This window comes from Paenibacillus sp. NPDC058367, from assembly GCF_042723305.1.
Lineage (GTDB): Bacteria > Bacillota > Bacilli > Paenibacillales > Paenibacillaceae > Paenibacillus_AQ.
This window is the reverse complement of record NZ_JBHXIZ010000002.1, coordinates 796,296-815,071: the sequence shown is the minus strand read 5'-3', so window position 1 is coordinate 815,071 and position 18,776 is coordinate 796,296. Positions and strand designations below refer to the sequence as shown.

Sequence of the window (18,776 nt, the reverse complement as noted above, 5' to 3'; positions counted from 1 at the left end):
CCCTTATTCAACTGCCAGCTCAACATACAATCCATTCTGATTTGGCAATCCTCAAATCGGATAACGGTCGATTCCGGTAGCGGGTTAGTAGATACTATCGCTACAGCTACCAAGGCAGGATACCACTCACACGTGTTTGAGGAACCTTTCACCCGGTGGGTTCCCTCTCTGTTCTAACGCTTCTTGAATCGTAGATCCTTGGTCAATGCTTTTATCATGTGAATAATGTATTTAATTTATATGATACTGATATCTACGTCAAGCATCGCTTTATATAAAAAACCGTTTCTCCAGCAGGTAAACTGCTTTTGAAACGGCTTATTAGACAATTATTATCTTAACGATTTAAACAAGAACGGTTGAACCCATCAGGTATTTATCCACTTCACGCGCAGCTTCGCGTCCTTCGTTGATGGCCCATACAACCAAGCTTTGACCACGTCTCATATCGCCAGCAGCAAACACTTTATCCACGTTCGTATTGAATTTACCATAACGTGCTTTCACATTGGAACGACGATCTGTCTCAAGATCAAGCTCTTGAATAATATCTTGTTCTGGCCCATCAAAACCGATGGCTATCAAAGCTAATTGAGCAGGATATACAGCTTCGGTGCCTGGAACAGGTTGATAGATCTTACGACCTGTCTCATCCACGATCCGGCGGATCTGTACAGTATGCAGTTCTTTCAAGTTACCTTCATCATCACCTACGAATTTAGTAGTCATAATAGAGAACTCACGCGGGTCATCCCCAAATATGGCTTTAGCTTCTTCTTGCGCGTAGTCTAGGCTATATACATTCGGGAATTGTGGCCAAGGGTTAGCAATCGGATCACGCTGAAGAGGTGCTTTTTCATGTGTACCAAATTGAGTGATACTGCTGCAGCCATGACGAAGTGCTGTAGCAACACAGTCTGATCCAGTATCACCGCCACCCAAGACGATCACGTCTTTACCTTCAGCAGATACATAGTTGCCATCTTCAAGATTGGAATTCAAATAGCTCTTAATCGTACCATTTAAATAGTCCATGGCGTACATAACACCCTTAAGCTCACTGCCTTCAACGTTAAAACGACGCGCCTTTGTAGCTCCACCACACAGAACAACCGCATCATATTCATCCACTAGCTGTTGAGCAGGAATATCCTTGCCAATCTCTGTATTCACTACAAAATTAATACCTTCTGCAGCTAATAAATCTACACGACGTTGAACAACTCTCTTATCGAGTTTCATAGTAGGAATGCCATATGTCAGCAGTCCGCCGATGCGGTCACTGCGTTCAAATACAGTTACTGTATGTCCAGCCTTATTAAGTTGAGCTGCTGCTGCGAGTCCAGCAGGTCCAGAGCCTACGATTGCAATCTTTTTGCCTGTACGTTTCTCTGGAGGATTAGGTACAACCCAGCCTTCTTCAAAGCCCTTATCAATAATAGCTAACTCAATGGTCTTAATGGTCACCGGCTGTCCAATTAGACCCACTGTGCAAGAGCCTTCGCAAGGAGCAGGACAAATGCTTCCAGTAAACTCAGGGAAATTATTCGTCTTATGCAGACGTTCCAGGGCTTCTTTCCAGAGTCCGCGGTACACCAAATTATTCCACTCTGGAATTAGATTATGAACTGGACAACCCGAGGTTCCTCCAGCCATATCAATTCCTGTATGACAATACGGCGTTCCGCAATCCATGCAGCGCGCTCCTTGTGTCTGAAGCTCGTCCTCGGATAAATGATGGTGGAACTCCTCCCAGTCTTTTACCCGCTGCTCAGGATCCCGATCACCTGGGAGCTGCCGTTTATACTCCATAAAACCTGTAGGTGTAGACATGTTTACGTTTCCCCCATCCGTTCTCTTCGTGTTGAAGTATAGTACATTGTAGCATATTGCGGCTTCCTATGGTCGTGAGCAGCGCAATGAAGTACCTGCACATTCTATACCTGTAGATTATCATTTCTAATTTTAATTATAGTAGCACTCATTACTTTTGCACAGTAATGGATTAATCTACTGATTTTTTGTACTATTTCACATGTTATGTCAGAGAAAACGTTTTATTGCTATTCCGTACGTTCATAAACAAGAAAACGGTAATCATACGGATTCTTTTCATCACGAATTCCCTTCTTATTGGAAACCTCTTTCCATACACTCCAGTCAATATCAGGAAACCGGGTATTTCCTTCAAAATCCTGTTCAATTTGCGTTAACATCAACTTGTCAGCATACGGCAACATCAGCTTATAAATTTCCGCACCGCCGATCACCATCAGCTCATCGTCTTTTCTACCCTCGCTGAGAGCTTCCTCAAGCGTGTGTACAACCTCTGCACCTTCAGGAGCATAATCAGTATCTCTAGTCATAATTAAGCTTGTTCTGCCCTTTAGAGGCTTCCCTCCGAGCGAATCCCACGTTTTGCGGCCCATAAGCATTCTCTTTCCCAGTGTTTCCGCTTTGAAATAAGCGAAATCAAGCGGTAAATGCCAAGGCATATCATTATCTTTTCCAATAACATGATTGGTGCCCATTGCCCATATTAAGCTAATACTCATGATACACGCTCCTTCCTACCTATATAGATCAAAAAATCTTGATAACCATTAATTTATACTGCGATCGGAGCTTTTATCGAAGGATGCGGATTGTACCCTTCAATGATAAGGTCTTCCAGCTCGATATTAAAAAGTGATTTCTTATTTGAATTAATAACCAAGGTAGGCAATGGTCTTAAGTCTCTTGATAATTGCTCTTTTACTTGATCAACATGGTTTGAATAGATATGTGCATCACTAATGCTATATACAAACTCGCCTACTTCTAGACCACACTCATGTGCAATTAAATGTGTAAGTAAGGAGTAAGACGGGATATTGAAGTTAGCTCCAAGAAAAGAGTCAGCGCTGCGCTGCAGCAAGTGACAGCTTAATTTACCATTTGCAACATAGAACTGGAACATAACGTGGCAAGGTGGTAACGCTGCTTTACTCCCTTTTGCCCCAGCATTTATAACATCTTCCGGGTTCCATGCGCTTACAATTAAACGACGAGAATCAGGATTTGTTTTGATCTGATGAATTACATCTTGTAATTGGTCAATGGATTCACCCGTAGAAGATGTCCAATTTCGCCATTGCTTACCATAAACATTCCCTAGGTCACCATGCTTCGCTGCGAACGCATCATCTTCTAAGACACGATCACAAAATGCTTTCATCTCTGCTTGATAAACTTGATTGAAGTCTTCATCAATTAAACAACGATTCCCGAAATCAGTCATATCTGGACCTGTATATTCGTCTGATTCAACCCATCTTTTGAAAGCCCATTCATCCCAAATATGATTATTATTTTTCAATAAATAACGAATGTTTGTGTCGCCTTTAATAAACCATAATAATTCACTTGCGATTAAACGGAACGGTGTCCGTTTTGTTGTAAATAATGGGAAGCCTTTTGATAAATCAAATCGCATTTGATAACCAAATACACTAATAGTACCCGTTCCGGTACGATCTTCTTTTTTTACACCATTATCTAAAATATATTGTAAAAAATTCAAATAGGTTTGTTCTAACTCATTATTCAATTTAATGCACCTCCGTAATATTTCACCTCATATATTATATCTGAAAAATCCGAATTTTGTAGAAGGTAAGATATTTTTTAAATTTATTTAATAATCCGAGGAGTTCACTACTCTGATATTCTTAACTCTACTCTAACCCCATAAGCACGAAGTGAGGCTTGTCCACCTACAGGGAAAGTAATCATTGGGGAGGTATGTCCAAAGTCCACGTCTGCAATGACAGGAATGTCTGATAGCTCTTCTTTTGAAGTTATGATTTTGATCAACAGTTCTTTAGTCATACGTGATCCTTGTTGGAATCTGCCAATAACCAATCCTTTAACATGCTGAAAATCTGGTTGATGAATCAGCGATTGTAAATCCCGATCAAAGGTTGCAGGCGATGACTCATAATCATCCTCAAGAAATAATATCGAATTTTTTAAACTTGGCATATACTCCGTTCCCTGCAAAAGATTTAATGTACACAGGTTCCCACCGATAATTGTCCCTTTCGCTTCTCCATCATTGATAATGAACGGACCTTCATTTCTGATAAATACACGGTTCTCCTGGTCCAGATACCACTCATCATCACTCCAATGCTTCGAAGGCCTCACCACTATTTCTTTGTTGTCCATCATCAGCTTACGGAAATATTCGGTGGTATATTCATTGTCGTGAAGCATTGCGAAGCTAGAAAAATGTGGTCCGGAATATGTAACTAATCCTGTTTTAGCATAGATTGCATTACTTAAAGCAGTAATATCCGAATACCCGCATAATCGTTTAGGATGCTCTGCAATGATGGAATAGTCGATATAACGTAGCAGTTGATTGCTATTAAAGCCTCCAATGGTCGTAAGAATCCCTTTAACATTCGGATCTAAAAAAGCTTCGTGCAAATCCTCTATTCTAGAATCGATCGATGAGGAAACAAAATCATCCTTCTCAAAAGAATTTACGGAAAATGATATCCGAAAGCCTAATTTTTGCAGCTGTTCTTTGGCAATTTTCCTTTGTTCAGCAGCGATTAACGACAGACTTCTGGCAGGTGAGATGATTCGCAACTCATCACCAGGCTTTAACTTATTGGGTTTCATCATTTGTCCTCCCTATATAAGTTTTTAAAATACGGATGAATGATTTTATAGTGTATTCGCTCAAATTGTTTCATCTCCTCCCATTATATCTTTTTTCAAAAAAGTGGAAAACTCAAAAAGGCGAAACGCAAATGCGTTCCGCCTTTCAGTGCCTGCTAGAGCAATTGGGTAGAGAAATTATTTCATTACGTGAATAGGGTGACCTTCAACCAGTTCAGCAGCTTCCATGACGATTTCGCCAAGGGTTGGATGCGCATGAATAGTCAAAGCGATATCTTCAAGTGTTGCGCCCATTTCAATTGCCAAACCAAGTTCAGCGATCAAGTTAGAAGCTTCGATACCAACGATTTGTGCACCAAGCACAAGATTGTTTTCGGAGTTAGCAACAATTTTGATGAAACCTTCTGGGCTGTTCAAAGATACGGCGCGGCCATTCCCTGCAAATGGGAACTTACCAGCTTTCACTTTGTAGCCTTTGTCTTTCGCTTCTTTCTCAGTCAAACCAACGCTTGAGCATTCAGGATCTGTAAACACAACTGCTGGGATGACTTTGTAGTCAACAACAGATGTAAGTCCTGCAATCGCTTCTGCGGCAATCTTACCTTCGTAAGAAGCTTTGTGAGCCAACGCCAGACCTGGAACAACGTCGCCGATAGCGAAGATGTTAGGAATGCTTGTGCGACCTTGGTGATCGACTTTGATCAATCCACGCTCGTCGAGCTCAAGACCGATCAGGTCTAGACCAAGTTCACCATCAGTGTTAGGACGACGGCCTACAGTTACAAGCAAGTAATCCGCAGTAACTTCTTTGGATTCGCCACCAACAGAATATTTCACGGTAACTTCCTTGTCGTTCTGTACAGCACTTTCAGCTTTAGCGTTAGTTACGATTTCGATGCCAGTTTTAGCCATGTTTTTCGCAACAAGACGAGTCATATCTTTATCAAAGCCTGGAAGTACAGTATCCAAACCTTCGATGATTGTTACTTTAGTACCGAATTTGGAGTACATTTGGCCAAGCTCAGCGCCGATGTAACCACCACCGATTACGATCATGCTCTTCGGAATTTCTGGAAGCTCAAGAGCTTCAGTCGAAGACAGAATGCGTCCACCGAATGGGAAAGGTTTCAGTTCAATCGGACGGGAACCTGTTGCAATGATACAGTGTTTGAAGCGGTAACGTGGGGATTCATGATCATTGAACACACGTGCTTCTGTGTCGCTGATAAACATGCATTCGCCGTTAAATACTTCAATTTTGTTGCCTTTCATCAAGCTAGTCACACCGCTAGTCATTTTCTTAACTACGCCGTTTTTGAACTCTTGAGTTTTGGCAAAATCCACTTTAACGTTCTCAGCAGTAACACCGAAAACTTCACCATGCTTAGCAGATTCGAACTGATGTGCAGCAGCAATCAGTGCTTTAGAAGGAATACATCCACGGTTCAAACATACACCGCCGAGTTCCGATTTATCCACGATGAGGACTTTTTGGCCGAGCTGGGCGGCACGAATTGCCGCCACATACCCACCAGGACCTGCACCAATGACCAATGTGTCAATATCTAGAGAAGCGTCTCCTACTACCATAATTATACCTCCATAACCAGCAGCTCAGGATTATTGAGCAGCGATTTAATGTAGTTCATAAAGTTTTGAGCAGTCGCACCATCGATAATACGGTGGTCAAAGCTGAGTGACAACGCCATTACAGGAGCAACTACGATTTCACCATTCTTAACTACTGCTTTTTCACTGATACGGCCAGTTCCGAGGATAGCCACTTCAGGGAAGTTAATGATTGGAGTAAAGAACATACCGCCAGCAGAACCAATATTACTGATGGAGATCGTGCTGCCCTTCATTTCGTTAGCAGACAATTTACCGTCACGACCACGAACTGCAAGGTCAGTGATGCTGCTAGCGATCATCCAGATGCTCTTACGGTCAGCATCTTTGATAACTGGAACGATCAAGCCGTTTGGTGTATCAGTAGCGATACCGATGTTGTAGTATTTCTTGTAAACAATCTCGCCTGCTTCTTCATCAATCATAGCGTTAAGCGCTGGGAATTGACGGGAAGCTGCAACCAATGCTTTAACAATGAACGGAAGGTAAGTAACCTTAACGCCTTTTTTCTCAGCGATTGGTTTCATACGTGTACGGAATGCTACCAGTTCAGTAACATCTACTTCGTCCATAATTGTAACGTGAGGTGCAGTGTAAGCCGATTTAACCATTGCATTGGCGATCGCTTTACGAATGCCCTTGTAAGGTACACGTTCTTCTTCAAGACTAACATTACCGCTCGCTGCTGCAGATGTTGCTTTAGCTTCAGTTTTAGCAGCCTTAGGAGCTTCAGAAGCTGCCGCTGCAGGTGTTGCCGCTGCCGCAGGTGCTGAACCACCTTTCAAGAATGCTTCAACGTCTTCACGAGTGATTTTGCCGCCTTTTCCAGTTCCGTTCACTTTAGAGATATCCACTTTTTGCTCACGAGCAAATTTACGAACGCTTGGTGTAGCCAACACATCACGGTCAGGCGCAGGTGCTGCACTAACAGATCCACCTTGTTTAACATCAGATGGGCTAGTTGCTGCAGGGGAAGAAGTGGTATTTGCACTTCCTTTTGCTGCATCTGCTTCTGCGGAAGCATGACCTGCTTGTTCAGGAACGTCACCTTCTGCAGCAATGATAGCTACAACATCGCCAACACGGCATACTTGACCATCTTTAGTCAGAACTTCCAACACAGTACCGTTCACTGGACAAGGAACTTCAACTACTGCCTTGTCATTTTGAACTTCCATGATGATATCATCATCGGTTACTTTGTCACCGGCTTTGATATGCATTTTGATGATTTCACCTTCATGCAGACCTTCACCCAGTTCTGGGAACCGATATTCAAAGTTCGCTGATTTAGCATTCGTAGGAGCTGGTGCAGCAGGTGCAGGTGCAGGTGCAGCTTCTTCAGCAGCATGACCTTCTTGCTCAGGCACGTCGCCCTCAGCTTCGATAATAGCTACAACTTCGCCAACACGGCAAACTTGGCCATCTTTAGTCAAAACTTCCAACACGGTACCGTTCACTGGACAAGGCACCTCAACTACCGCCTTATCATTTTGAACTTCCATTACGATATCATCATCCGTTACCTTGTCACCGGCTTTGATATGCATTTTGATGATTTCACCTTCATGCAAACCTTCACCTAGTTCAGGGAATCGGTATTCAAACTTTGCCACTTTGAAAACCTCCTTGTGAAATTGGGACTGACCTTATGGTTAGAATTCAGAAGAAGAAACGACGTTGTCATCCATAAAGGATGACAACCGTTTCTCATAGAAAAAATATTTTAGAAATCCAAAACTTTCTTCACGCCTGCAATAATACGCGCAGGGTTTGGAAGCCATGTATCTTCAATTTGTGCGAATGGATATACTGTGTCCGGACCTGCGATCCGAAGAACAGGTGCTTCCAAGTGCAGCAATGCTTTTTCGTTAATTTGTGCAATAACCTCAGCAGCAACACCGGAGCTCTTTTGAGCTTCTTGTACTACGATAGCACGGTTAGTCTTCTTCACAGACGCTACAATAGTGTCGATGTCGATTGGACTTACAGTACGAAGGTCAATAATTTCAACGTTAATGCCTTCTTTTTCGAGTTGCTCGGCTGCTTTGGTAGCTGTATGTACCATCAGCCCGTAAGTAATGATAGATACATCAGCACCTTCACGTACTACGTTAGCTTTGCCAAGTTCAACAGTGTATTCACCTTCTGGCACTTCAGCACGGAATGCATGGTAAAGGTTCAAATGCTCCATGAAGAATACAGGGTCATTGTCGCGGATAGACGCGATAAGAAGTCCCTTAGCATCATATGGGTTTGAAGGAATTACTACTTTAATACCCGGGCTTTGTGCAATCAAACCTTCGAGTGAATCTGTATGAAGCTCAGCAGCCTTAACTCCGCCACCAAAAGGAGTACGGAATACGATTGGAGCATTATATTTACCGCCAGAACGCCAGCGCAGACGTGCCGCTTGAACAACGATCTGATCAAGTGCTTCAAAGATAAAACCAACGAATTGAATTTCTGCAATTGGGCGGAAGCCTTGTACACCAAGACCAAATGCCAGACCACCGATAGCGGACTCAGCTAGTGGAGTATCAAAAATACGATCTTCGCCAAATTCCTTTTGCAGCCCTTCCGTTACACGGAAAACGCCACCTACATTACCAACATCCTCTCCGAAGATAAGAACGTTAGGGTCACGATTCAGTTCAACGCGCATCGCGTCGCGGATCGCTTCTTTCATATTCATTTGTGCCATTGCCTGATATCCCCCTTATTCAAAATCGGCTTTTTGCTCTTCCAGATGTTTAGGTGTTACTTCGAACATGCTGTCGATCAAGCCAGGTATAGTCATTTTTTCGGTTTGTTCAGCTTTTTTAATCTGCTCGTTAACAGTAGCTTTCGCTTCGTCTTTCACGCGCAGCGTATCTTCTTCAGTCCAAAGACCTTTCTTCTCCAAATACTTGGCAAGACGGTTGATTGGATCCTTTTCGCTCCATTGTCCTTCTTCTTCTTTCGAACGATATTTACTTGCATCGTCAGAAAGGGAGTGTGGACGGAAACGGTAAGTTACAGCTTCGATCAATGTAGCACCTTCGCCATTACGTGCACGCTCAGCAGCGTCACGAACAGCACTGATTACTGCAAAGATGTCCATGCCGTCAACTTTAATTCCCGGGATACCAGCTGCAACCGCTTTGTGAGCGATCGATTTGGAAGCTGTTTGTTTTGCGAATGGAGTCGTAATCGCGTAACCGTTGTTTTGAACAAAGAAGATAACAGGCAGTTTAAAGCGACCAGCAAAGTTCAAGCCTTCATAGAAGTCGCCTTCAGAAGAACCGCCATCACCAGTGTAAGTAATTGCAACACTCTTTTGTTTCTTCAATTTAAAGCCCATTGCAATTCCTGTAGCGTGCAGGATTTGCGCGCCGATGATAATTTGTGGCATCAATACATTAACGCCATCAGGAATAGCTCCACCATGCTGGTGTCCACGGGAATATAAGAATGCTTGGTACAATGGAAGTCCGTGCCATACTAGCTGCGGAATATCACGGTAGCCTGGGCATAAGAAGTCTTCTTTCTCCAAAGCGTACTCGCTACCAATCATAGTAGCTTCTTGACCGGATACCGGTGCGTAGAAACCAAGACGGCCTTGACGACCAAGATTTACTGCACGATCATCCCAAGTACGGGTAAATACCATACGATACATAATTTCTTTCAGTTGATCGTCGGTTAAATCAGGCATTTTATCCTTGTTGATAATTTCTCCATCCGGGGAAAGTACCGTTAGAGCCTCGACGTCCTCTGTATACACTTCATAAGGAACTTTACTCATTATCTTCACCTCAATAAAAAAATTTGAATATCAGCTGCCTCTGTTATAATATTATTATACACCTGTTTGGTTACTTTCGTCAAAGAAATACTTATAAAATTTATATTCCTTTAAATTTTGTATGTATAACAGGTGATTTATTTTTATATAACAGTTTAAAGCTTTTGGAACAAGTAAATGATTAATCACACAGTTACTCAGCTATTCATTTTAGAGCAAACCGTTGTGTATTGCAAAATTCGACAAGAAAGGTGACGTGGCAACTATGAGCGATTCTGTTTTTCTGAAACGCACAATTGTAAAAGAAACGCTTTGGAGTAAACATCTGCAGGAGGAACGTAAATTACGCATCTATCTCCCTCCCGGCTACAACGAAGTCTTGAGCTACCCAGTGGTGTACTGCCAAGACGGCGAAGAGTTCTTTAACTTTGGCCGCATCGCTACACTCGCTGGACGTCTTATTATAGAAGAAGACGTGGAGCCCTTCATCATTGTTGGTGTCGAAGTAGACGTCGCTGTTCGGACTCAAGAATACGCTCCTTTTGGAAGCAGATTCAAGCAGTACTTATCTTGCTTTTCCGAAGAGATTATTCCCTTCATTGAACAAAAATATCCTGTGCGCCGTACTCCGGACGAACGAATCTTAGCAGGCGACTCCCTTGGGGGCAGTGTTTCGCTCCACCTTGCACTTGCTTATCCTGCGATCTTCACACGTATCATCAGCCTTTCCGGTGCATTCTATCCTGAATCCCGCGACATGCTGGCTAAAGAAGAGGATCTCTCCTGGCTCAACATTAATATGGTCGTTGGTCTGCAGGAAACAGAATACAAAACGGATACTGGCATTTATGATTTTGTTCAGATGAATCGAGAAACAAAAACATTGCTTGAATCACGCGGAGCAACCGTATCCTACCGAGAGAAAGACGGACTTCATCTCTGGGGCTTCTGGCAGAAAGAGCTACCAGAATCTCTACTCTATTTCTTAAACGCATAATGACCTATTGATAGTAGTAAATAGTGAACATCTAAAGAACAGTATGTAGATTACTTGATTGCGCTTACAGTTAAATCCAGCAATTTCCCTCGATTTACCATATGAATCATACAGAGAGAGCTGTAATCCGAATGGGTTACAGCTTTTCTCTTATCATTCTTTCCAGCAATATGTCACAGCCCGCGTTGATCAAATCATATACCTGTTCAAAATTACCTGTAAAATACGGATCCGGCACTTCGCGCAGCTCCTCCTCAGGCAATAAGTCCATGAAGAACATTAGCTCGGCGTCTTTCCCGCCAGGAATCTTTCGAACATTCTCTCCATTAGACTTGTCCATGCAGACGATATAGTCAAATTTTTGAAAATCTTCACTGTCGACTAGCCGTGCTAACATGTTCTCATAGCTAATGTCGTTCTGATCAAGGATACGTCTTGTTCCTTCATGCGGCTCTTTTCCTATATGCCAATCTCCAGTTCCCGCTGAATCTACAAGAATCTTATCAGATAGTTCTCGTTCATTAATCTTATGCCGCAGAACAGCCTCCGCCATTGGTGATCGACAAATATTACCCAGACATACAAACAGTACGCTTACGATTTCGTTCACCTCCCAGTTGTTAAACCTAAATATATGTGAATTTATACTCAAAAGATCGCACACTCTCATTTTAGCGTTGTCGAGGTCAATTGTGCAACCTTTCGATCTGCATTATACTGGACAGGATACTCAACAAGAGGTTTAAGAGGAGGAATGGATGTTATGTCATCCAAACGAGTCGTAATTTTTGCAGGTGGAGAACTGTCTCCAGAATATTTCAACCTATTAGATGAAGATGATTTTATTATCGGTGCGGATCAGGGAGCGCTATTTCTCATTTCTCACGGATATACACCAGATATAGCAGTAGGTGATTTTGATTCCGTTTCGCCTGAAGCACTTCAAGATATTGAAAACAAAAGTAAGAAGACTATCACCTGTGATGCCGTGAATAAAGATTTGACAGATAGCGAGATGGCGCTAGATATTGCAATGGATCAGCAACCCGATTCTATTCTACTATTAGGTGTTACGGGTACTCGAATTGACCACTCCCTGGCTAGCATTCAAATGATGACAAGAGCCCTACAACGTCAAATCAACTGCTACGTCATGGACACGCATAACTATATAACCCTTACAGGATCCCAGGCTGTTATCAACGATTTAGGCTATACCTACGTGTCTTTACTGCCTTTAACCCCAGAAGTATCGGGTATTACCTTAGAAGGATTTCAATATCCATTGACGGACGCTACACTAAAGCTTGGACAATCACTTGGTGTGAGTAACAAACTGGTTTCATCCTCAGGGACGGTTACCATTCGAAGTGGATTGTTGCTGATCATTCAGAGTAAAGACTAGATACATAGAGATCATGTTTAACGTAAAATGCTACTTTTTTTATAGTTTAGAAACATCATTGTAACTTTTATCTCAAATTCGAAAAAGCCGTGAAAACTCTTTTGTACCAAGGGTTTTCCGGCTTTTTTAAGATTCTATTACATCAAATTATTAATTTTTTGTAACTTTTAATGAATTTTTAATAAAACGCTTACAACCCATACCCGGCCTCACTTTATTGCACCTCTTCCAATTTTTATGTCATAGATAACCTGCTATACTACGAATCAGGCAAGCAAGACAGACAAACACAACAACAAAGACTAACACCTTGGAGGTAATACAACATGAATAAACAACAATGGATTAAAAAAGCGATTGTTATAGGAATGGTTACTACAATGGGCTTGGGTACAATGATGGCAACAGGCGTAGGCGCAACGAAAGTTGAAGCAGCTTCCGTATCTAAAGGTCAAAGCGTAGTTAATCTCGGGAAGAAATATATGGGAGTGCCTTACAAATTCGGTGCATCCACTTCTACTACTAAAGTTTTTGACTGCTCTTCTTTTACAAAATACATCTTTAAACAATATAATGTAACATTGCCTCGTACATCCGTAGATCAATCTAAAGTAGGGAAAGCAGTATCGAAAGCTGACCTTCGTGTAGGTGATCTAGTATTTTTCTCGAGCGGTAGCAGAGCAAACGGTAAAAATGTAACTCACGTTGCTGTTTATGCTGGCAATGGCAAAATTCTGCACACTTACGGTAAACCAGGTGTTACGATTTCCGATCTTAACTCCGGTAATTGGAAAAAAACATATTTAAAGGCTCGCCGCGTACTGTAAACAACGACTCTGTAGAGTTCTAACTATAATAGAGAAATAGTCTCAGGATGTGGTGCCGCCTTCGGGCGCCCTCATTACATATCCTGTTCCGCGAACGGTGTGAATCAACTTGTTCCGGTGACCTTTATCCATTTTCAAACGGATATGTCTGATGTAAACATCTACAACATTGGTATCTGCGTGAAATTGGTAACCCCATACTTCCTTAAGTATCTCGATGCGAGAGCATATCATTCCTTGGTTCGCAGCGAGATAATACAATAGATCAAATTCTTTGGGTGTCATTTTTAACTCGATCCCGTCGCGACTTACAAACCTGCGGCTGGGATCGAGCATTAAACCATCGACTCTCAGTATTTGATTTAAATTTCGACGCCGTCCAGTAAGGGTTAACAAATTTAGAATCCTGTGCTTGAATTCACCGGTATGTAAAGGCTTTGTCATATATTCATTACCCCCGGCTGAGAACGCCGAAACTGCCCCAGTTCCAGATTCAGATTTTTTACCGGAAATCACCATTACCGGTAGTATCATCCCCTCAGCTCTTACAGCGGAAATTATGTCCCAGCCTTCCCAAGTCCCCACCTCGCATAACTCAGCAAGCAGCAGTACCGGTTCTACTTTTGATATGGATAAGCGGAGATCCTCGGGATCTTCGCTTTTTGTTGCTTCAAGTCCAATATCTTGTAGCACACTTTCTATAACGGTTCGATCTTCTTCTCTACTACTGCTATCAGCCATATACCATATTATTTGCTCAATCACAAAGTTCCCCCATATTCATATGACTTGCACCAGCATCACTGCGGTACGTATAGAATTCCCGGAAAACAAAAAGACCATTCCTAAGAAATGGCCTGAACACCTATTTACAGCTTCTTTATCCAAAATATCGATGATAAAAGCTCCGAGCAGCAGCAATATCTTTTGTTCCATGAATCAACGCTCTACCATCAGCAAAAATTACTAACCGATAAGGCCCTTCTATAAAAGAAACCAGATAAGCGTTGCTGTCCACGCTTCCGCTTCCTAAACGAGACAAACGGTCCGCAGTTTCCTGCAAGTTAAGCTTCTGTGGTCTCGCAGGTCGAATTTGTACTGTATCCCTTCCACAAAGAACATCGCCTCGTTCGGTATTCGCTGCCATTAGATAGGGATAGATCGGATGACTCCCACAAGAAGGGCAGTTTTTCTTTTTGGCAGCTTTCACTCCAATTTCATGGTATTCATTCCGCCACAAATCAAACGTTAACAGTTTGTTTCTTAATTGTTCTTTACGCTTACCTAGTAGTTTCAGCGCCTCTGCCGTTGCATTTGCCGTAACTAGTTGTACTGCTTGCGGAAGTATACCTGCGGTATCACAGGTATCACCTCCTAGCGGTACTGTACCTAGAAGACAATGGAGACATGGAGTTTCTCCTGGCAAAATCGTATAGGTTATTCCATAACTCCCTACACATGCACCATAGATCCAAGGAATACCGTGCTTTTGCGCCATATCATTAATAATGAGCCGAGTATCAAAATTGTCTGTACCATCCATGATCAGATCAACCCCTGAAACAAGCCCTTCCAACTCTTCGGCACGAACATCTATAACATAGGCTTCAATAACGACCTCAGAATTAATCTGTTGAAGTCTGCGCTGCGCAGCAGCAGCCTTAGGCATACGTTCAATAGCATCTACCTCAGTATAGAGCTGTTGCCTCTGAAGGTTACTCCACTCTACATAATCACGGTCAGCTAAAATAATTTTGCCTACCCCGCAGCGTACCAGCGTCTCTGCAATCCCTGTACCAAGCGCACCTGCTCCCACTACTAAAACACTAGACTGCGCGAGCCTTTCTTGTCCCTCTGCTCCAAATGGCGCAAATCGCACCTGACGAGAATAACGATCTTCACGACCATCTGTATGAATCATTCGGTTTCCCTCCCCGTATCCAAAAACCGGAGAACAGCAGATCGTCTGCTATTCCCCGGGAGTATGAAGATTCTATACTTGTACTGCTGACCACTGTTCAACATCCCAAATTTTCGTAACCCAGTCTTCATAGAAATCAGGTTCATGGGAGACGAGCAGGACTGTGCCTTTATATTCTTGTAATGCCCGCTTCAGCTCTGCCTTGGCAATAACATCAAGGTGATTGGTAGGTTCATCGAACAGAACCCAGTTGCTCTCACGCATCAACAGCTTACATAGACGGACCTTAGCTTGTTCGCCACCACTCAGCATGCTAAGCGGTCTGGTAATATGCTCATTTTTCAGACCACATCGAGCTAGATGTCCACGCACTTCATTCTGAGTTAGACTAGAAAATTCATTCCAGACATCCTCAATAGGTGTAAGATTAGCTGCTTTCACTTCTTGTTGGAAATACGCTGAGTTCAGATAATCTCCTAGATAGGTTTTACCGCTATACGTAGGAATCACGCCAAGAATAGTCTTCAGTAGCGTCGATTTACCGACACCATTGCAACCAGTTATAGCGATCTTCTCTCCACGTTCAATGGTCATGTTCAGCATAGGAAGCAACGGACGGTCGTAACCAATCTCGAAATCAATGCCTTCGAAGACTGTTTTCCCGCTGGCCCGACTTTCTTTAAACTTAAAGGTAGGTTTTGCAGCTTCTTCTGGTCGATCAATTCGATCCATACGATCCAGCTGTTTCTCACGGCTCTTCGCCCGGCCAGATGTGGAGGCACGAGCTTTGTTACGCTGAATGAAATCCTCTTGTTTCTTAATAAAATCCTGTTGTTTCTCATAAGCATCTATGTGTTGGATCTTATTCATCTCGGCCATATTCAGGAATTTCTCGTAGTTCGCAGTGTATCGAGTAAGTTTACCGAACTCCAGGTGATAGACCACATTTACGACTTTATTCATGAATTCCGTATCATGAGAGATCAATATAAATGCATATGGATATTGCTTCAAATAGTTAGTTAACCAGTCGATATGCTCAACATCCAAATAGTTGGTAGGCTCATCCAGCAATAGCACATTCGGTTTCTCAAGCAGAAGCTTCGCGAGCAGAACCTTTGTGCGCTGACCCCCACTTAGTGAAGCGACATCACGGTCAAGTCCAATAACGGAAAGACCAAGACCATTTGCCATTTCCTCCACTTTTACATCAATAAGATAAAAATCTCCGATGTCCAGCTGTTCCTGAATGTCCCCCATTTGCTCGAGTAACATCTCTAACTCTTCAGGAGAAGCGTCGCCCATCTTTTCAGTTATAGTTAGCATTTCCTGTTCCAGCTCTAAAAGTGGCAAGAAAGCGTCCTTCAATACATCACGGATGGTTTTCCCTGGCGTTAAGATCGTATGCTGATCCAAGTAACCGTAACGGACGCGAGGCGTCCACTCTACTTTTCCACTATCCTTCAACAGTTTTCCAGTCAAAATATTCATAAGCGTCGATTTTCCTACGCCATTTGCTCCTACGATTCCTACATGCTCACCCGGTAACAACCGGAAAGAAACATTTTTAAACAACGTCCGATCCCCAAAATTGTGGGAAACGTCTTCTACACTAAGTAAACTCATAAATTCTCCGCAAGCTCCTGTCTATACTTAAATAATGCGTAATAAGAAGAAACGACGTTGTCATCTTTTAAAGACGACAACCGTTTCTCGTAAAAATATAAGGATAAAGTATAGTGTGAAGCTTATACTTTCTTATATTTCAAGCAGAAACGTCTTCAGCGTCCCTATAAGACGGTAAGCGTTCATGCAAGAAATATAAAGGTAAAGTATAGTGTAAAACTTATACTTTCTTATATTTTTCAAAACACGTATAAATATATATTTTAACACACTTTAATGCAACACTGAACTAAAAGTTAGTTGAGTGAAAAGAGGAAGCATAGAGAACCGCTTTATTCAGCCTTTCTTTTGAAAAAAACTACGGCTTTTCCCCTTACTGGGTACATCTAATACTCCCTCAAACATTTCATTGATCTCTTCTACCAACTTCCCCTTAGGCTTGAATGGATCTTGCTGAAAAGGTAGTCCATAAATCTTATCTGTACCTATAGCCGTCTGCAACAGTTGTACAGTTGAGCGTTCTGCGAGTGGTAACCCCACCCTCCAATTCGTTTCAGGCTGTAACCTTTTACGCCTAAGCCACACTAGTAAATCTTCAAGTCGCCAATCTGCACCAGAAGTAATTAGAATCGGCATATCGCTATATTTGAACTCATCAAGCGCCCCTTCATATTCCCCAACGCCAAGATCCAACACTACAAATTGATAATCCCCTCTCAGCAAATCAGCCATTTTTCCGTGAATAGGACGTTTCCAATAATGCACCCCTTTCCATGAAAAAGCAGATATCTCATCCTTGGATGCAACAGTTGTAATCTGTGTATGTAACATGCTGCGAATGCGTTCATAAACCGATGAATCAGGAGAAAAATCAACCCATGCAGTTGCCCCCTTCTGTGCAAGTAAGCTACTCACTGCGAATGAAGTATGTGTTGTTCCAAGACCTGAAGCAACTCCAAGTATGGCAATGACCATCGCTTTTCTCTTTTCTAGAGAATGTGGGACTGAAATAGTAAAATCATTTACTCTAACCATTTCGGACTCCATACGAATTAGCATCTGTAGAACTGCTTCCGCATTCTGATAACGCTCTTCCGGGTGATGTCGTAATAAGCGTCTTATGATTGGAATAATGCCAGCTGGCATATGGTTATATAGCCGATCCTCCATCCCAGACTCCCATTGACTACATTGCCCTCCAGTTGCCATATAGAGAATTAATGCTCCTAGTCCATATAAATCGGATACCGGCTGACTCTGCCCACTTCCATATTGCTCAGGTGCCGCGAAGCCAACCGTACCAAGCTTAACCGTATCTTCAGAGATACCGTGTTTGTAGCTTCGTGCGATCCCAAAGTCAATTAACATCAGCTCTTTTTGCAGTGTCAACATGATATTTGAAGGCTTTAGATCACGATAGATAATCGGTGGTTGATGACTATGCAAATATTGAAGGACTTCTAAAAGCTGTTTAGCCGCCTGAATGATGAAGTCACTTGGCAAAGGTCCGGGATTATCCTTCATTAGCTGACTCAAGCTCACACCTTCAATATAGTCCATGATTAAATAGGAATACCCTTCTCGATCTGGAAGATAGAAATCGACAATACGCGGCAATCGTGGGTGGTCTAGTGTAATTAACATATCGGCTTCCGCTTGGATGTCAGAATGCAGCTCATCTAAGCATAAGCTTTCTTTTACAGCCCATCGTTTACCCTTTAGACGCAAATCTTCCGCAAGATAAACATTACTCATCCCACCTGAACCAATATGGCCCGTAATTCTGTATCTGTCATCAATAACCTGTCCAATCTTAAGTTTCGTCTCAAAATACAAACTTACTCCCCCTTTTCGCAAAAAAAAGAGAAAGCTTCCGCCATTAACGTTCTTACCGCAAAATACGGTCACGTTAA

16 protein-coding genes are annotated in these 18,776 nt (G+C 42.5%); 3 read left to right on the top strand and 13 right to left on the bottom strand.

The genetic code is table 11. The features are described 5' to 3' along the window. Positions 1-345 precede the first annotated feature (345 nt). The 8 genes from ACFWMP_RS14595 to pdhA form a co-directional block, all read right to left on the bottom strand. Positions 346-1,833, bottom strand: coding sequence for a glutamate synthase subunit beta (locus tag ACFWMP_RS14595; protein WP_042188798.1), 1,488 nt, complete (start codon positions 1,831-1,833; stop codon positions 346-348). 230 nt (positions 1,834-2,063) lie between these two features. Beyond that, positions 2,064-2,555: a dihydrofolate reductase gene (locus ACFWMP_RS14590; protein WP_149647325.1), complete on the bottom strand. Its 492-nt coding sequence runs from the start codon at positions 2,553-2,555 to the stop codon at positions 2,064-2,066. 53 nt (positions 2,556-2,608) lie between these two features. Further along, entirely contained in the window at positions 2,609-3,589 is a 981-nt protein-coding gene (locus ACFWMP_RS14585) for a thymidylate synthase (RefSeq protein WP_379424048.1), read from the bottom strand. A 107-nt stretch (positions 3,590-3,696) separates the two neighbouring features. Further along, positions 3,697-4,671: a S66 family peptidase gene (locus tag ACFWMP_RS14580; RefSeq protein WP_042188804.1), complete on the bottom strand. Its 975-nt coding sequence runs from the start codon at positions 4,669-4,671 to the stop codon at positions 3,697-3,699. Between the two features lie 177 nt (positions 4,672-4,848). Beyond that, positions 4,849-6,261, bottom strand: a complete 1,413-nt coding sequence (lpdA, locus tag ACFWMP_RS14575; RefSeq protein WP_042188806.1) for a dihydrolipoyl dehydrogenase — start codon at positions 6,259-6,261, stop codon at positions 4,849-4,851. Positions 6,262-6,263: 2 nt separating this feature from the next. After that, positions 6,264-7,916: a 2-oxo acid dehydrogenase subunit E2 gene (locus ACFWMP_RS14570; protein WP_379424047.1), complete on the bottom strand. Its 1,653-nt coding sequence runs from the start codon at positions 7,914-7,916 to the stop codon at positions 6,264-6,266. Positions 7,917-8,026: 110 nt separating this feature from the next. After that, positions 8,027-9,004, bottom strand: a complete 978-nt coding sequence (locus ACFWMP_RS14565; protein ID WP_042188810.1) for an alpha-ketoacid dehydrogenase subunit beta — start codon at positions 9,002-9,004, stop codon at positions 8,027-8,029. Positions 9,005-9,019: 15 nt separating this feature from the next. Beyond that, entirely contained in the window at positions 9,020-10,087 is a 1,068-nt protein-coding gene (gene pdhA, locus ACFWMP_RS14560) for a pyruvate dehydrogenase (acetyl-transferring) E1 component subunit alpha (protein WP_042188812.1), read from the bottom strand. Between the two features lie 265 nt (positions 10,088-10,352). Here pdhA and ACFWMP_RS14555 point away from each other — a divergent pair, with 265 nt between their 5' ends. Continuing rightward, entirely contained in the window at positions 10,353-11,084 is a 732-nt protein-coding gene (locus ACFWMP_RS14555) for an alpha/beta hydrolase (protein ID WP_042188815.1), read from the top strand. A 136-nt stretch (positions 11,085-11,220) separates the two neighbouring features. Here the strand turns inward: ACFWMP_RS14555 and ACFWMP_RS14550 are convergent, their stop codons facing one another. After that, positions 11,221-11,685 carry a low molecular weight protein-tyrosine-phosphatase gene (locus tag ACFWMP_RS14550; RefSeq protein WP_042194033.1) on the bottom strand — a complete coding sequence of 155 codons (465 nt, stop codon included), beginning with the start codon at positions 11,683-11,685 and terminating at the stop codon, positions 11,221-11,223. 162 nt (positions 11,686-11,847) lie between these two features. Between ACFWMP_RS14550 and ACFWMP_RS14545 the strand changes: the two genes are divergently transcribed. Then, a complete protein-coding gene (locus tag ACFWMP_RS14545; protein WP_379424046.1) occupies positions 11,848-12,489 on the top strand; it encodes a thiamine diphosphokinase in 642 nt (213 codons plus the stop codon). 326 nt (positions 12,490-12,815) lie between these two features. Beyond that, positions 12,816-13,316 (top strand): C40 family peptidase, encoded by a 501-nt coding sequence (locus ACFWMP_RS14540; RefSeq protein ID WP_339241593.1) that lies wholly within the window; start codon positions 12,816-12,818, stop codon positions 13,314-13,316. Positions 13,317-13,358: 42 nt separating this feature from the next. Here the strand turns inward: ACFWMP_RS14540 and ACFWMP_RS14535 are convergent, their stop codons facing one another. The 4 genes from ACFWMP_RS14535 to ACFWMP_RS14520 all read right to left on the bottom strand — a co-directional run bounded on the left by ACFWMP_RS14535 (position 13,359) and on the right by ACFWMP_RS14520 (position 18,699). Then, positions 13,359-14,081, bottom strand: coding sequence for a response regulator transcription factor (locus ACFWMP_RS14535; RefSeq protein ID WP_379424045.1), 723 nt, complete (start codon positions 14,079-14,081; stop codon positions 13,359-13,361). A 115-nt stretch (positions 14,082-14,196) separates the two neighbouring features. Then, on the bottom strand, positions 14,197-15,237 hold the full coding sequence (locus ACFWMP_RS14530; protein ID WP_379424044.1) for a ThiF family adenylyltransferase: 1,041 nt from the start codon (positions 15,235-15,237) through the stop codon (positions 14,197-14,199). Between the two features lie 72 nt (positions 15,238-15,309). Then, positions 15,310-16,863 carry an ABC-F family ATP-binding cassette domain-containing protein gene (locus ACFWMP_RS14525; protein WP_042188823.1) on the bottom strand — a complete coding sequence of 518 codons (1,554 nt, stop codon included), beginning with the start codon at positions 16,861-16,863 and terminating at the stop codon, positions 15,310-15,312. A gap of 336 nt (positions 16,864-17,199) precedes the next feature. Beyond that, positions 17,200-18,699 (bottom strand): serine/threonine protein kinase, encoded by a 1,500-nt coding sequence (locus ACFWMP_RS14520; RefSeq protein ID WP_379424043.1) that lies wholly within the window; start codon positions 18,697-18,699, stop codon positions 17,200-17,202. Positions 18,700-18,776 lie beyond the last annotated feature (77 nt).

Excerpts from the sequence above, each read along its gene's own strand:
- ACFWMP_RS14580 (WP_042188804.1), bottom strand. The coding sequence starts at position 4,671 with ATGAAACCCAATAAGTTAAAGCCTGGTGATGAGTTGCGAATCATCTCA.
- ACFWMP_RS14530 (WP_379424044.1), bottom strand. The coding sequence starts at position 15,237 with ATGATTCATACAGATGGTCGTGAAGATCGTTATTCTCGTCAGGTGCGA.
- ACFWMP_RS14595 (WP_042188798.1), bottom strand. The coding sequence starts at position 1,833 with ATGTCTACACCTACAGGTTTTATGGAGTATAAACGGCAGCTCCCAGGT.
- ACFWMP_RS14565 (WP_042188810.1), bottom strand. The coding sequence starts at position 9,004 with ATGGCACAAATGAATATGAAAGAAGCGATCCGCGACGCGATGCGCGTT.
- ACFWMP_RS14545 (WP_379424046.1), top strand. The coding sequence starts at position 11,848 with ATGTCATCCAAACGAGTCGTAATTTTTGCAGGTGGAGAACTGTCTCCA.
- lpdA (WP_042188806.1), bottom strand. The coding sequence starts at position 6,261 with ATGGTAGTAGGAGACGCTTCTCTAGATATTGACACATTGGTCATTGGT.
- ACFWMP_RS14540 (WP_339241593.1), top strand. The coding sequence starts at position 12,816 with ATGAATAAACAACAATGGATTAAAAAAGCGATTGTTATAGGAATGGTT.
- pdhA (WP_042188812.1), bottom strand. The coding sequence starts at position 10,087 with ATGAGTAAAGTTCCTTATGAAGTGTATACAGAGGACGTCGAGGCTCTA.
- ACFWMP_RS14555 (WP_042188815.1), top strand. The coding sequence starts at position 10,353 with ATGAGCGATTCTGTTTTTCTGAAACGCACAATTGTAAAAGAAACGCTT.
- ACFWMP_RS14590 (WP_149647325.1), bottom strand. The coding sequence starts at position 2,555 with ATGAGTATTAGCTTAATATGGGCAATGGGCACCAATCATGTTATTGGA.
- ACFWMP_RS14525 (WP_042188823.1), bottom strand. The coding sequence starts at position 16,863 with ATGAGTTTACTTAGTGTAGAAGACGTTTCCCACAATTTTGGGGATCGG.